This window comes from Sphingomonas flavescens (genome assembly GCF_030866745.1).
Taxonomy (GTDB): Bacteria; Pseudomonadota; Alphaproteobacteria; order Sphingomonadales; family Sphingomonadaceae; genus Sphingomicrobium; species Sphingomicrobium flavescens.
Genome location: NZ_CP133016.1, coordinates 2,428,347 through 2,442,006 on the forward strand (window position 1 = coordinate 2,428,347; position 13,660 = coordinate 2,442,006).

The 13,660-nt window shown below is 64.4% G+C and carries 15 protein-coding genes; 4 read left to right on the forward strand and 11 right to left on the reverse strand.

Annotation, left to right across the window (positions count from 1 at the left end):
- Positions 1–2 precede the first annotated feature (2 nt).
- From rimP to QU596_RS12435, 3 genes are all read right to left on the reverse strand, one after another.
- On the reverse strand, positions 3–530 hold the full coding sequence (gene rimP, locus QU596_RS12425; protein ID WP_308515895.1) for a ribosome maturation protein RimP: 528 nt from the start codon (positions 528–530) through the stop codon (positions 3–5).
- Between the two features lie 126 nt (positions 531–656).
- The gene (locus QU596_RS12430) at positions 657–1,142 is read right to left on the reverse strand and encodes an isoprenylcysteine carboxyl methyltransferase family protein (RefSeq protein WP_308515896.1); all 486 of its coding nucleotides are present in this window, start codon (positions 1,140–1,142) and stop codon (positions 657–659) included.
- Positions 1,139–2,185: a type III polyketide synthase gene (locus QU596_RS12435; RefSeq protein ID WP_308515898.1), complete on the reverse strand. Its 1,047-nt coding sequence runs from the start codon at positions 2,183–2,185 to the stop codon at positions 1,139–1,141. Before QU596_RS12435 ends, QU596_RS12430 begins: the two co-directional genes overlap by 4 nt.
- Before the next feature lie 58 nt (positions 2,186–2,243).
- Between QU596_RS12435 and QU596_RS12440 the strand changes: the two genes are divergently transcribed.
- Positions 2,244–3,488 carry a PQQ-dependent sugar dehydrogenase gene (locus QU596_RS12440; protein WP_308515899.1) on the forward strand — a complete coding sequence of 415 codons (1,245 nt, stop codon included), beginning with the start codon at positions 2,244–2,246 and terminating at the stop codon, positions 3,486–3,488.
- Here the strand turns inward: QU596_RS12440 and trmB are convergent.
- On the reverse strand, positions 3,473–4,171 hold the full coding sequence (trmB, locus tag QU596_RS12445) for a tRNA (guanine(46)-N(7))-methyltransferase TrmB (RefSeq protein WP_308515900.1): 699 nt from the start codon (positions 4,169–4,171) through the stop codon (positions 3,473–3,475). The two genes, QU596_RS12440 and trmB, sit on opposite strands and share 16 nt — an antisense overlap.
- A gap of 94 nt (positions 4,172–4,265) precedes the next feature.
- Here trmB and QU596_RS12450 point away from each other — a divergent pair, with 94 nt between their 5' ends.
- Entirely contained in the window at positions 4,266–4,718 is a 453-nt protein-coding gene (locus tag QU596_RS12450; protein ID WP_308515901.1) for a DUF2231 domain-containing protein, read from the forward strand.
- On the forward strand, positions 4,715–6,076 hold the full coding sequence (locus QU596_RS12455; protein ID WP_308515902.1) for a PQQ-dependent sugar dehydrogenase: 1,362 nt from the start codon (positions 4,715–4,717) through the stop codon (positions 6,074–6,076). The genes QU596_RS12450 and QU596_RS12455 overlap by 4 nt, the downstream gene beginning before the upstream one ends.
- 3 nt (positions 6,077–6,079) lie before the next feature.
- Here QU596_RS12455 and metK read toward each other — a convergent pair whose 3' ends face one another.
- On the reverse strand, positions 6,080–7,291 hold the full coding sequence (gene metK, locus QU596_RS12460; protein ID WP_308515903.1) for a methionine adenosyltransferase: 1,212 nt from the start codon (positions 7,289–7,291) through the stop codon (positions 6,080–6,082).
- Positions 7,292–7,345: 54 nt separating this feature from the next.
- Positions 7,346–8,857, reverse strand: a complete 1,512-nt coding sequence (gene lnt, locus QU596_RS12465) for an apolipoprotein N-acyltransferase (RefSeq protein WP_308515904.1) — start codon at positions 8,855–8,857, stop codon at positions 7,346–7,348.
- Positions 8,858–8,934: 77 nt separating this feature from the next.
- On the opposite strand from lnt, the gene QU596_RS12470 reads away from it, so the two are divergent.
- Positions 8,935–9,357 (forward strand): VOC family protein, encoded by a 423-nt coding sequence (locus QU596_RS12470; protein WP_308515905.1) that lies wholly within the window; start codon positions 8,935–8,937, stop codon positions 9,355–9,357.
- On the opposite strand, the gene QU596_RS12475 is transcribed toward QU596_RS12470, so the two are convergent.
- From QU596_RS12475 to QU596_RS12495, 5 genes are read right to left on the reverse strand one after another with little or no spacing between them, the layout of a single operon-like run.
- Entirely contained in the window at positions 9,354–10,238 is an 885-nt protein-coding gene (locus QU596_RS12475; RefSeq protein WP_308515907.1) for a hemolysin family protein, read from the reverse strand. The two genes, QU596_RS12470 and QU596_RS12475, sit on opposite strands and share 4 nt — an antisense overlap.
- Positions 10,238–10,741, reverse strand: a complete 504-nt coding sequence (ybeY, locus tag QU596_RS12480; RefSeq protein ID WP_308515908.1) for an rRNA maturation RNase YbeY — start codon at positions 10,739–10,741, stop codon at positions 10,238–10,240. The genes QU596_RS12475 and ybeY overlap by 1 nt, the downstream gene beginning before the upstream one ends.
- Positions 10,742–10,746: 5 nt before the next feature.
- Entirely contained in the window at positions 10,747–11,751 is a 1,005-nt protein-coding gene (locus tag QU596_RS12485) for a PhoH family protein (RefSeq protein WP_308515909.1), read from the reverse strand.
- A complete protein-coding gene (miaB, locus tag QU596_RS12490) occupies positions 11,751–13,058 on the reverse strand; it encodes a tRNA (N6-isopentenyl adenosine(37)-C2)-methylthiotransferase MiaB (RefSeq protein WP_308515911.1) in 1,308 nt (435 codons plus the stop codon). The genes QU596_RS12485 and miaB overlap by 1 nt, the downstream gene beginning before the upstream one ends.
- Positions 13,055–13,612 (reverse strand): lysophospholipid acyltransferase family protein, encoded by a 558-nt coding sequence (locus QU596_RS12495; RefSeq protein WP_308515912.1) that lies wholly within the window; start codon positions 13,610–13,612, stop codon positions 13,055–13,057. The genes miaB and QU596_RS12495 overlap by 4 nt, the downstream gene beginning before the upstream one ends.
- Positions 13,613–13,660: the final 48 nt, after the last annotated feature.

The following is a 13,660-nucleotide window of genomic DNA, read 5'->3' on the forward strand; positions in this document are numbered from 1 at the left end:
AATTATTCCTCTATCGTCTGGATTGAGTCGGCGCCCTCGGTGCTGAGCGGCGCGGTGGCGTTGATGAGCTTGTCGGTCAAGAGCAGCTTGGCCGACGAAATGGCGTCGAACGGAAGCGTATGCTCGCGTCCGCTCTTGTCGGTGAATTGCACGGTCTGGCCGTCGATGCCGTTGAGAATGCCGGAATATTGCTTCCGGCCCTCACTGGGTTCGGCGAGCGTGATGCGCGCTTCGTGGCCGGCCCAGTCGGTATAATCCTGCAGCCGGGTGAGCGGACGGTCGATGCCCGGCGAGCTGACCTCGAGGCGGAAGGCGCCGTCGATCGGGTCGTTGGCGTCGAGCCAGTCGGACAAGCGGCGCGAGATGATCTCGCAGTCGCTGAGGTCGAGTTGCCGCGTGTCGGGCTTCTCGGCCATGATCTGAAGCGTCGGGTCGGACGTGCCGCCGATCATCGCGACGCGCACGAGCTCGTAGCCGAGGCTCTTCACCTCGGGCTCGATCTGCTTGGCGATGGCCGCGATGTCGTTCACGCACACTCCGTGGAAATTCAAAACCTCTCTCGGACCGGAGCCGGTGGGCCCCAGCCTCAGGCATCTAGCGATGTCGAGGAGAGAGCCGCGATATAGGCGCGAGTCGCCGGGGCCGCAAGCGGCGGCTTAGCGGCCGAGCGCCGTGTTCTCCGCGCGGATGCGGACGGTCAGGATCGCGGCGTTGAGAAGCGAGAAGATCAGCGCCACCTGCCACAGGCCAAACACCAGCGGCAGGACCGCGATCTCGGCGATGACGACGAGGTAATTGGGATGGTTCACCCAGCGATAGGGACCACGCCGGACGAGGACTTCTTCCGGCGGCACGATGATCCGCGTCGTCCAGCGGGAGCCGATCGAATAAAGAACCCAGATCCGCGCCAGCTCGATCAGGACGAACATTCCCAGCCAGAAGCCGTCCACGGGACGCGGCAGCGCGAAGAGCCAGAGCGCCAGCAGCCAGGCGGTGTGGAGCGCGACGATCAGCGGGTAATGGCCGGGTGCATGCTCGCGAGCGCCGTTGGCAAGCAGCCGCGCGGTATTGCGCTTGGACAGCCACAACTCACCCAACCGCTGCGCCGTGACCAGCGTTAAGATGATGATGTTGAGCGTCACGCGGCTTCGAGCATGAGGCCGCCGCAGGTGAAGCCCGGCCCGAAGGCGGTCATCATCACGCGATCGGGCAGGCCCTCCTTCATCAGCCGATCGAGTACGAACAACACGGTCGGTGCGCTCATGTTGCCGTAGTCGTGGAGCACTTCGCGCTCGAGATTGAGCTCGCCCTGCGGCAGCTCGAGCGCACTTTCGATGGCGTCGATGACTTTCACCCCGCCTGGGTGGCAGCAGAAGCGGTCGATCGCGCCGCGCCTGGTGCCAAGCTCGGCGCACATGGCGTCGATCGCGCTAGCCAGTTCCTGCTCGATGAAGGGCGGAATTGCACGGTCGAAGACGACCGACAGACCGGGGTCCTCGACGTCCCAGCCCATGATCCGCAGCGTATCGGGCCACAGCTTCTCGGCAGAGCCGGTAATCAGGTTTTTGCTCTGCTCACCGCTAGTGATCACCGCCGCGGCCGCGCCGTCGCCGAAGAGCGCGGTTGCAACGACTGCGGCGGGATCGTCACTGTCGAGGCGGATGGAGATCGAGCAGGTCTCGACCGTGACGAACAGCCATACGCTGCCCGGATCGGCGGCGGCGAGACGGGAAGCCAGCGACAGCCCATTGACCCCGCCCGCGCAGCCGAGACCGAACACGGGCACGCGGCGAACATTCTCGCGCAACCCGAGACGACCGGCCACGCGTGCTTCGAGGCTGGGCGTTGCGATTCCGGTGGTCGATACGGTCACGACGCCGTCGATATCGGCTGGCCTTAGGCCCGCCTTGTCGATCGCCGACGCGGCTGCTTCGAGGAACAATGCTTCCGCGGCGTCTAGGTAGACGGTATTGCGTTCCTCCCAGCCGTGGCTCGTCGAATACCACTCGGCGGGCGCGACAATATGACGCCTGGCGATCCCCGCATTGTCGAACACGCCGGAAAGCCGGTCGAACAGGTTCTTGCGGCGGAACGCGTCGCGGCCAAGCGCCTTGGCCTCCGCCTGCTCGATGAAGAACGGGGGAACCGCGGTCGCCACTGAAAGCAGGCTGGAATGTTGCACCATGCCTCCTAGAGCGGTGGAAGCGCGTTTAAGTTCAACAGTACGGTCTAAGGGAGAGGATATGAAGCCGCATCCGGTGCACGCAATAGGGCTGTTGTTTCTCGCTGCGTGCAGCAGCGCGACGCCAAGCGATGCCCAGGAAGCCTCCGTCGGCAGGGCCAATGCCGAACCGGCCGCGGCGCCCTTCATGACAACCCCGATCGCCACGTTCGATGCACCCTGGGCCATGGATTTCCTGCCCGGCTCGTCCCGCGCGTTAGTCACGGAAAAGGCTGGCCGCCTGTGGCTGATTGACGTCAACGGCGGCGCGAAGAAATCCGTCGCGGGCGTGCCGGCCGTCGTTTCCGATGGGCAGGGCGGGCTTCTGGACGTCAAGGTGGGTCCAGGCTTTGCACGGGACGGCGGGATCTATTTCACCTTTTCGGAAGCTTCGCAGAATGGCGGAAGCCAGCTCGCTTTGGCTCGCGGCAATCTGATCGATGGGACCGGCGCCGCCCGGCTCGACAAGGTGCAGGTCATCTGGCGCAACCCGACCGGCGGCAAGGGCGGGCATTTCGGTGCGCGCATCGCCATCGCGCCCGATGGCAAGTCGCTGTTCCTTAGCGCCGGCGAACGGCAGCGCTTCATGCCCGCGCAGGATCCGAACCTGCCGATGGGCAAGATCCTGCACCTGACGCTCGACGGCAAGCCAGTTGCGGCGGGGCGGCCCGGCGCCTCGAGCGTAACCGTAATCGATCCGCCGACAGACAGCGAGGTCGCGAAGCAGGCCACGGGGCGCACGGTTACATGGCCCGGGACGAACAATACGCTAGCGGAGACGTGGACGTCCGGACACCGCAACCCGCTCGGCTTGGCCTTCGCGCCCGATGGCAGGCTGTGGGAGATCGAGATGGGGCCGAAGGGGGGCGACGAACTGAACCTCATCCTCAAGGGCCGCAACTACGGCTATCCTCGGGTTTCGAACGGCACCAATTACAACGGCGTCGATATTCCCGATCACAAACCGGGCGACGGCTTCGAAGCGCCCAAGGCGTGGTGGAACCCCTCGATCTCTCCGGCCGACTTGCTGATTTATTCGGGCACGATGTTCCCGCAATGGACGGGCGATGCGCTTATTCCGGCGCTATCGGGGCAGGCACTGATCCACGTTCCGCTGCGCGGGGATCGGGCCGGCAAAGCGGAGCAATGGGACATGGGCAAGCGCATCCGCGCGGTCGACCAGGGGCCGGACGGCGCGGTTTATCTGCTGGAGGATGAAGCGGGCGCCCGCCTCCTCAAGCTGACCCCCACTCAGGCGCGGCGGTAACGGAGATAATAGGGTTGGCGACCCTCGCGGCGTGACTTGGCGCCGTAGCGGGTCTCGATCCAGCCGCCGGGCGGACCGAGGAAATCCTTGGGCCGCTCGGCAAGCCATTCGAATTGCTTCGTGTGCCGCTGCATGACCATCAGCGACCAGGTCAGGTAGGTCGGATCGTCGGTCGCCAACCGGAACTCGCCACCGGGACGCAGCTTGGCCGCAAACAGGTCGACTGGACCGTCGTTCATCATCCGCCGCTTCGCGTGCCGCGCTTTGGGCCAGGGGTCGGGGTGCAGCAGATAGATGAAGCTGAGCGTGCCGTCGGGCACCCGCGGCAAAACTTCCAAGGCGTCGCCACGCCATAAGCGCACATTGGCCAGATGCTTGTCGCGCACATGCCCGAGTGCAGTGGCGACGCCGTTGAGGAACGGCTCGACGGCGATGAAGCCGTGGTCGGGCAGCATGTCGGCGCGGTCAGCCAGGTGCTCACCGGAACCGAAGCCGATTTCGAAGTGCAGCGGACGGTCTTCGCCGAATAGCCCAAGCGCGGTCAGCTCGCCGTCAGCTGGTATCTCGAGCTGCGGCAACAGCCGGTCGATCAGCTCTTGCTGGCCCTGCCGAAGCTTGTGCCCACTGGAACGACCATAAAGCCGGTTGAGAGTCAGCGGATCGCCGGATTTGAACGCGGTCATCAGGCGAGCGCGCCTAGGCCGTTCATGAACTTCCCGCAACGTTCGGAACCGTTCGGCGTGCTCTCGCGTCACGCTACCGAAAGAGAGGAAAGCCATGGCCGAAATCGTCGAAGAACGACCGGCGCGGCGCGTCGGGATCGCGGGTCATCCGTACAGCGCGCTGTTCCTGCCGGTGCCCATCGTATGTTTCACCGGAGCGCTGCTTACCGACATCGCGTACGTGAATAGCGAAGGCAATTTGCTGTGGCTGAACTTCTCCAGCTGGCTGCTCGCCGCCGGGATGCTGTTCGCGGTGATTGCCGGCATCCTGATGCTGATCGATCTCGCACGGCTCCCGCAATTGCGGACGAACATCGGCTGGGGCTCGCTCGGCCTGCTTGCAGCGGCCGGCATCGTCGAATTCATCAACAACCTGATCCACGCGCGCGATGGCTGGACGGCAGTCGTCCCGGCCGGCCTCATCCTGTCGGCAATCGGCACGATCCTCATCATGTCGCACGGGTGGCTTTGGCACGAATCCCGCTACGGGGTGGGAGGCCGGCCATGAACAGGCTGATCCTCGCCGCGCTCATCACCGCTCCGCTTGCTGCTTGCGGAAATCCTCAGGACAAGATTGAGCCTTCGCAGCAGATGGGCCGGAACCCCTTGCTGCCCAAGCCGGCGCAAGGGCTGATCGCCGACGTCGGCGTACCCAAGGTCGTAGGCTGGAAAGCAGGCGAGACGCCAACAGTGCCGGCAGGCTTCCACATCGAAGCGATGGCGACGGGACTGGTCAATCCACGCACCATTCTGCCTTTGGCTAATGGGGATGTCCTTGTGGTCGAGGGTCAGCGCACCGGGTCGGAGCCGGTGGACCGGCCGAAAGATCCGATCCGCGACTTCATCATGTCCATCGCGCACGGTGGTGGCGGGGCGAAAGAAACGTCGGGCAACAACAGCGGTCCGCCGCAACGGATTACGTTGCTCCGCGATGCGAACGGCGATGGCAAACCGGAACTGCGATCAGTCCTCGTTGACCACCTCAATGCGCCGTTCGGCGTCGCAGTGGTCGGCAACAACCTGTACGTGGCGAACACGGATTCGATTGTCCGTTATGCGTTCACGCCGGGCCAGGCGCAGATTGCGGAGCGACCGCAGAAGGTCATCGACCTGCCTGGCGGCCTGATCGACCATCATTGGACGAAAAGCCTCGTCGCGAGTCCTGACGGATCGAAGCTCTATGCCGGCGTTGGTTCAAACAGCAACGTCCAGGAACGGGGCCCCGAAGCCGAGACTAATCGCGCCGCGATCTGGGAAATCGATCCCAGCACCGGTGCCTTCCGAGTCTTCGCCAGCGGGCTGCGCAACCCGAACGGCCTGACCTTTTACCCCGGCACCAATGTGCTGTGGACCGTGGTCAACGAGCGTGATGAGCTCGGTCCCAATGCCGTGCCAGACTATATGACTTCGGTTCGCCCGGGCGCGTTCTACGGTTGGCCATGGAGCTATTATGGGCAGCACGTAGATCCGCGACCGCGTCCGCAGCGGCCCGACATGGTCGCGAAGGCCATCCCACCCGATTATGCGCTCAGCTCGCACGTGGCGGCGCTGGGTCTGGCCTTCTACACCGGCAATACGTTCCCTGCGGGTTTCCGCGGCGGAGCGTTCGTCGGTGAACATGGCAGCTGGAACCGCAACCAGTACAACGGCTATCACGTCGTCTTCGTGCGGTTCGCCCAAGGTCGCCCTGTCGGCCTACCGATGGAATTCGTCGGCGGCTTCCTCAACGGCAAAGGCGAAGCGCGCGGACGCCCGGTCGGCGTTGCGGTCGATCGCACGGGTGCCCTGCTGGTTGCCGACGATGCCGGCAACACGGTGTGGCGTGTGACCTATACGGGCGGCGGCACTCCCAAGCCCGCCGCCTGATCGTCAGGCAACGGCCGCCTTCAGGTCGTCGACCAGGTCGACGCGTTCCCACGGGAAGTGGTCGCCGTCGGCATCGCGGCCGAAGTGACCATAAGCCGCGGTCGCCTGATAGATCGGCTTGTTGAGGCCGAGGTGCGTGCGTATGCCGCGCGGCGTCAACTTGCCGAGCTTGCCGATGCTGCCGATTGCAGCCTCGATGCGGTCGTCGCCGACCGTGCCTGTGCCGTGCGTATCGACATAGAGCGATAGCGGCTCGGACACGCCGATCGCGTAGGCAAGCTGGATCGTGCAGCGCTTGGCAAGGCCGGCCGCGACGATGTTCTTGGCGAGGTAGCGCGCGGCATAAGCCGCGGAGCGGTCGACCTTGGTCGGGTCCTTGCCCGAGAAGGCGCCGCCGCCGTGCGGAGCCGCCCCGCCGTACGTATCGACGATGATCTTGCGGCCGGTGACGCCCGCGTCGCCGTCTGGCCCACCGATCTCGAAGCTGCCGGTCGGATTGATGTGGTAGACCGTCTCGTTGCCGAGTAGCTGCTGCGGCATCACGCGGGCGACCACGTCCTTTACGTAGGCGTGGAGCTCGGCCTGCTTCTCGCCACGGTCGTAGCCCGGCTTGTGCTGGGTCGAGACAACGATCGCCGTGGCCTTGGCCGGCTTGCCGTCTTCAAAGCGGAACGTAACCTGGCTTTTGGCGTCGGGCTCCAGGAACGGCGCGGCGCCGCTGTGGCGGTCCTTGGCCATCTCCATCAGGATCTTGTGGCTGTAGTAGAGCGTCGCCGGCATCAGGTCGGGGGTCTCGTCGCAGGCGAAACCGAACATGATGCCCTGATCGCCAGCGCCTTCGTCCTTGTCGTCACCGGCATCAACGCCCTGCGCGATATGGGCCGACTGCGGGTGCAGGTGGTTGGCGAAGTCGAGACGGTCCCAATGGAAGCCGTCTTGCTCATAGCCAATCCGCTTCACGGTATTGCGGACGGCGTGCTCGATCTCATCGCGGACGCCTGGCGCCCAATTGCCCGCTTCGTCCATGATTCCCTGACCGCGGATTTCGCCAGCCAGCACCACGCGGTTTGTCGTGGTCATCGTCTCACATGCGACGCGCGCTTCGGGATCTTTCGACAGGAACAAGTCCACGATCGCGTCGGAAATCTGGTCGGCGACCTTGTCCGGGTGGCCTTCGGAAACGGATTCGGAGGTGAACAGGTACGAGCTGCGCATGAGCGAGGCGAGTCCTCAAAATGTGGGATATAAGGAAAGCTTTATATGTCGCCTCTAGCGGCGGCGGCGGCCCACCGCAATGCCGCCGATGATCAGCAGGAAACCGAGCAGGATCGGGATCGCGTTGCCGAAACGCGCGAAGGGGGGCGGGGCCAGCGATGCGGCCGGGATCACCGCGTCGATCGCGCCGGAGGTCCGCCACGGCAGCGACTTCACAAGATTACCACGGGCATCGATCACCGCGCTGATGCCCGTCGGGGTCGAACGAATAACGGGCACACCTTCTTCCGCCGCTCGCAATCTCGCCTGAGCAAGGTGTTGCGGTGGACCCCAGCGGCCGAACCACGCATCGTTCGACGGGTTGAAAATGAAGCTGGGCCGATTGCGCTCATCGACCACATGGCCGGAGAAAATGATTTCGTAACAGAGCTGCAGTCCGACCCTGCCCCAAGGTTCGCCGAGGTCGATCGAGCGGGGGCCTGAACCGGAGGTGAAGTCGACGTCCCCAGGCGCGAGCCGCGACAGGCCGATAGCCGACAGCAGCGGACGCATCGGCAGATATTCTCCGTAGGGGACGAGGTGCGCCTTGTCGTAGCGGCCCACGATCCTGCCGCCCGGCGCCAGCGCGTAAATGCTGTTTGCCGCTCCGTTCAGATGCTGACCATCGCGCGACCACACTGCGATCCCGCCGGTCAGCAACTTGTCGTTCGGCCCAAGAAGCGAAGCCGCCTGCGCACGCTGGAAGGCGGCGAATGCCTGCGGATCGCCCGGCCGATTGTCCTGCAGCGGATCGGTGATCGCAGCCTCGGGCCACAGAAGAAGCCTATCGTCGCCGGGCCGTCCGGACAGCAACGCTAGCCGCCGGGCGGCTTCCTGGTCGAACCCGGGGCGCCACTTATCTTCCTGACCGATATTCGGTTGCACGATGCGAACATTGCGCACGGTCAGCGGATCGGCTGGGACGACGTCCGCCGGAAGGAGCCACAGCAGGCCGGTCGCCGCGACGATCAGGACGAGAGGTAACCATTGCTTGCGATATTCCAGCCAGATTGCGCCGCCGAGCAGCACCACCAGGCCCGACAGCCCATAGGTGCCGATCATCGCGGTAATGCTGATCAAGGTTGTCGGCGCCAAAGACGCGGCGGCGGGGTTCCACGGGAAGCCGGTGAACATCGTGCCTCGCAGCCATTCGGTAATCGCCCAAGCCCCACCAAGCGTCAGAACGAGGGCGACCCGGTTGTCGCGCCCGAAGCGCCAGGCAATGCCCGCGGCCATTGCCGGATAGATGGCGAGATAGATGGACAGAAGAACGACCGCGATCCAGCCAAGCCAGGCCGGCATCGCTGCCTGAAAGGTGAATGCGGTCGCGATCCAGTTAAGGCCGACCACGAACTGGCCGAGCCCGAACGCCCAGCCGAGCAACAGGCCGCGGCCGAGGCTCTTTGCGCGGCAGATGAGCTCGCAAAGAACCGCGAAGGCGACGGGCAGCAGCGGCCAGAGCGCCATGGGCTCGAATGCGAAAGCCGAGGCGGCGCCGGCCAGGAAGGCGTAAAGGACGAACTTCATCGGCGAAGACGGCTAGCCGTTGGCGCGCCGTTACGAAAGCCTCGACAACCGACGCTTTCTCGCGGCAGTGCACGGCCATGTCTTTGCCACCATTCCACATCGCGTTCCCCGTCGACGATTTGGAAGCGGCACGACGCTTCTACGGGGAACTATTCGGCTGTCCGGAAGGGCGCAGCGCGGATCACTGGATCGACTTCAATCTCTACGGGCATCAGATTGTTGCGCACCTCGCGCCCGACGCGGCGCCAGGCCGGGCCACGAACCCCGTCGATGGCGAAGCAGTCCCGGTCCCGCATTTCGGGGTCGTGTTGCCGATGAGCGACTGGCGCGCGCTCGCGGATCGCCTGCAGGCTGCAGAGGTCGATTTCGTGATAGCTCCAACCGTTCGCTTCGCGGGCGAGCGTGGCGAGCAGGCGACCATGTTCCTGCTCGATCCCGCGGGCAATGCGCTCGAGTTCAAGGCAATGGCCGATCCCGCCAACCTTTTCGCGAAGAACTAAGCTTCTTCGACCGGCTCACTTTCGGGCGCGTGCAACCGCACACGGATGATCCGCCGCGGATCGGAATCGACGGACTCCAGTCTCCATCCCGAGGAATGGACGAGGCATTCGCCTTTCGCCGGGATGTGACCGGCAAGCAGGAACATCAGACCGCCAAGCGTGTCGACTTCGTCTTCATCGGATGAGAGTCGGGGGTCGACGGCCTGCGCCAGTTCTTCGAGCTCGATCCGCGCATCCGCTTCCCACACACCGTCGTCGAGCATGGTGAGCTGACCAACCGCATCCTCGTCATGCTCGTCCTCGATCTCGCCAACGATTTCCTCGACCACGTCCTCGATGGTGACCAGGCCTTCGGTACCCCCGAATTCGTCGACCACGATCGCGAGGTGGATTCGTTGGCTGCGCATGCGGGCGAGCAGTTCAATAACGCCCATCGATTCGGGCACGAACAAAGGGTCGCGCATCAGCGCGGCGATCGAGCGGTCGCGTTCGGCATCGACGCTGGCCACGAACACATCCTTGATGTGGATCATGCCGACGACCTTATCGAGGCTGTCGCCATAGACGGGCAGGCGGCTGTGACCGGCGTCGGCGAACGCCGCGACCAATGCTTCGAAGCTGATCGTGTCCGGCACGGCGATGATATCTCCGCGTGTGACGCCGATATCGCCGGCGGTCTGCTCGCCGAAGTGCAGCAGGTTGCGCAGCATCTGCCGCTCGGCCGGGGAAAGGTCACCCGCGACGGGGCGGGCGTCCTCCGCCTCGTCGATCGCTTCCTCGATCTCCTCGCGGAGCGTGGACTCGCTGTCCTCACCGAAGATCAGGTGACGCATGCCGCGCCATAGTCGGGAACCGCCCGCTTCGTCGTTGCGCGTCGCCATCAGGCCGCGACCTTGTAGGGATCAGCAATGCCAAGCCGGCTCAGGGCGCGGACTTCGCGCGCTTCCATGTCCTCGGCGGTTTCATCATCCAGATGATCATAGCCCAGCAGATGAAGCGTCCCATGGATCAGAAGATGCGTGGCGTGGTGATCGACGCTAATGCCCTTGTCGGCGGCTTCGGCAACGCAAACGCCGCGAGCAAGGACGATATCGCCAAGCAATAGTTCGGGACCGGCAACCATTGCCTGCCTGAATTGCTCAGGCTCCGCGAGCGGGAATGAGAGGACGTTAGTCGGCTTGTCCTTATCGCGCCAGGTGTCGTTGAGCGCCCGCACTTCCTCGTCGCTGGTCAGCCGAACCGACAGTTCGATCGGCCGCTCGGTTTCCGCGAGATGAAGGTAAGCGCTTTCGGCGATAGCCGCTTCGGCGGCGCCGCGGACGAGCTCGGCCCAAGGCCTGCTACTGTCCCATTCCTCGTCGGCTTCGACGTCGATCTCCAGCATCGTCCCTATGCCTCCGGGCCTTCATAGGCTTCGACGATGCGCCCGACGAGGGGGTGGCGTACGACGTCGGCCGCGCCAAATCGAACCATGCTGAGCTTCGGAATACCTTCCAGCTTTGCGACCGCATCGGCGAGTCCCGATTCCACGCCGCGCGGAAGGTCGGTCTGGTTGGGATCGCCGCAGATTACCATGCGGCTACGCATGCCGAAGCGGGTGAGAAACATCTTCATCTGCTGCGGCGTGGTGTTTTGCGCCTCGTCGAGGATGATGAAGGCGTCGCTCAGCGTCCGTCCACGCATGAAGGCGATCGGGGCGATCTCGATCTCGCCGGATGCGATGCGGCGCTCGACCTGCTCGGTCGGCAGCATGTCGTACAGCGCGTCGTAGAGCGGACGCAGATAGGGATCGACCTTTTCCTTCATGTCGCCGGGCAGGAAGCCCAGCCGCTCGCCAGCCTCGACCGCCGGGCGTGACAGGATCAGCCGGTCGACCTGACCGGTGATCAGCATCGCTACCGCCTGCGCGACCGCCAAGTAGGTCTTACCCGTCCCCGCGGGGCCGAGCGCGAAGATCATGTCGTCGCGGGCCAGCGCTTCCATATAGACGGTCTGGACCGGCGAGCGCGGAACGATCGTCTTCTTGCGCGTGCGGATCATCACCTTGGGCGCGGAGGTAACCTCGTCTTTGATGATCCCGTCCAGATTAGGTTGCGCGGCCATGCCGAGAACGGCTTCGACTGCTTCAGCATCGACATCGTGACCCTGATCAAGCCGGTTGTAGAGCCCGACCAGCACGTCGCGGGCGCGCGAAGCCGCGTCGGGCTCGCCTTCGATCTGCACCCGATTGCCGCGCGCATTGATGTGCACGCCCAGCCGATTCTCGATATTGATCAGATGGCGGTCGTAGTCGCCGAACAAGGGGCCGAGCAGATAGGGCTGGTCGAACTCCAGCTCGAGCCTGGCGCGACCCTCCTCATTGGCAGGGACGGCGGCGAGGTCGCGGCGGGCCATCAGGCGGCCACCCGCCGCAGCTCGGCGCCCGTCAGGCTGTTCTGGCCTGCGCCGACGATCGCGACGTCGATGATGTCGCCGGGAACAGCGCTGGTTTCGACATGGACGGACTGCAACCACGGCGAACGGCCGATCATCTGCATGCCGTGACGTCCCTGGCGCTCAATCAAAATTTGCGTGTCGCGGCCCACTTTCGTCCGGTTGAACGCCAGTTGCTGCTCGATGATCCGTGCCTGCAGCCGTTGCAGGCGATCGTCCATGATTTCGCGCGGGATCTGGTCCTCCATCGTGGCGGCTGGCGTGCCGGGCCGCGGACTATATTTGAATGAGTAAGCCGATGCGTAGCCGACGGCATCGACCAGCCGCAGCGTGTCCTCGAAGTCCTGCTCGGTCTCGCCGGGGAAACCGACGATGAAGTCGCCGGAAAGCGCGATGCCGGGCCGGACTGCGCGCATCTTTTCCAGCGTGGCGAGATAGCTCTCGACCGTGTGACTGCGATTCATGGCTTTAAGAATGCGGTTGCTGCCCGACTGCACGGGGAGGTGCAGATAAGGCATCAACTTGTCGACTTCGGCGTGCGCAGCGATCAGCGCCTCGTTCATGTCGGCCGGATGGCTGGTGGTGTAGCGGATGCGGTGAAGGTCATCGATCCGCGCCAGCTCGCGGATCAGGTCGGCGAAATCCCTACCGTCGTACGCCCAGGCGTTGACGTTCTGGCCGAGCAGAACAAGCTCACGCGCGCCGCCGTCAACCAGCTCATGCGCTTCGGCGACGATGTCCTGCCACGGGCGGGAGATCTCCGCGCCCCGCGTGTAAGGCACGACGCAATAGGTGCAGAATTTATCGCAGCCTTCCTGGATCGTAAGGAACGACGACGGCGTCGCCTGCCGGCGCGGCGGTAGCGCATCGAACTTGCTGATCGCCGGCATGTCCGTGTCCACCGGGCGCGCGCCGCGCGCCACCTGCGCGACCATCTCGGGCAGCCGGTGATAGGCCTGCGGGCCGACGACGATGTCGATCATCGGCGAGCGGCGCTTCGCCTCGGCGCCTTCCGCCTGCGCGACACAGCCCGCCAAGGCGACTAGCGGTCTCGACCCATCCTCGCGCCGCAACCGGCCCACGTCCGAATAGGCCTTGTCGGCCGCTTTCTCGCGAATGTGGCAGGTGTTCAGCACGACGAGGTCCGCCGCTTCCGTGTCTTCGGTCACGGTTAGGCCCTGCTGCGACAGCAACTCGGCCATGCGGTCGCCGTCGTAGACGTTCATCTGGCAACCGAAGCTTTTGATCTTAAAGGTCTTGGGCGTCATTTGTCGTCACCTATAGGCGACTGCCCCGCAGACGTTAAGCGAAGCCTTTCGGCAATTGCGCCGTGAGCGGCTGCCGCTAGGGCCTTGCGGCCGCCGGTGCGATCGAGCGGTTCAAGGACATTGACGGTAACTTGGATGATCCCGGGCCTGCCGAGGATGCGCAGGACGTTGTTTTTGCCTGCCTCATGCCACCAGCCGACTTCTCGCGCTGTCTCGCCATAATCGATCGCAACCGGCCGGATCGCCACATCCCTTGCGGCGTAATTGGCGGCCTCCAGAAGCGTCGACCGGAAAGGCAACATGTGGGTGCCGGGCCCTGTGGTTCCTTCGGGGAAAAGCGCGACCGGCTGCTCATCTTCCAGCGCGCGCGCAATCGTGATCGCCTGGTCCTTCGCGCCTTTCACATGGCTGCGCTTGACGTAAACCGTCGCGTTCTGATCGGCGAGCCAATGGATAAATGAATGTCCGAGCGTGTCCTTCGATACGAAGCGACACCTGGTCGCAGCGCACAGAATGAGAATGTCGAGCCAACTGACGTGATTTGCGATTAGCAACGTGTGAGGTGCGATTGGTTCGCCTGATCGTTGCACGCGGGCCCCGAC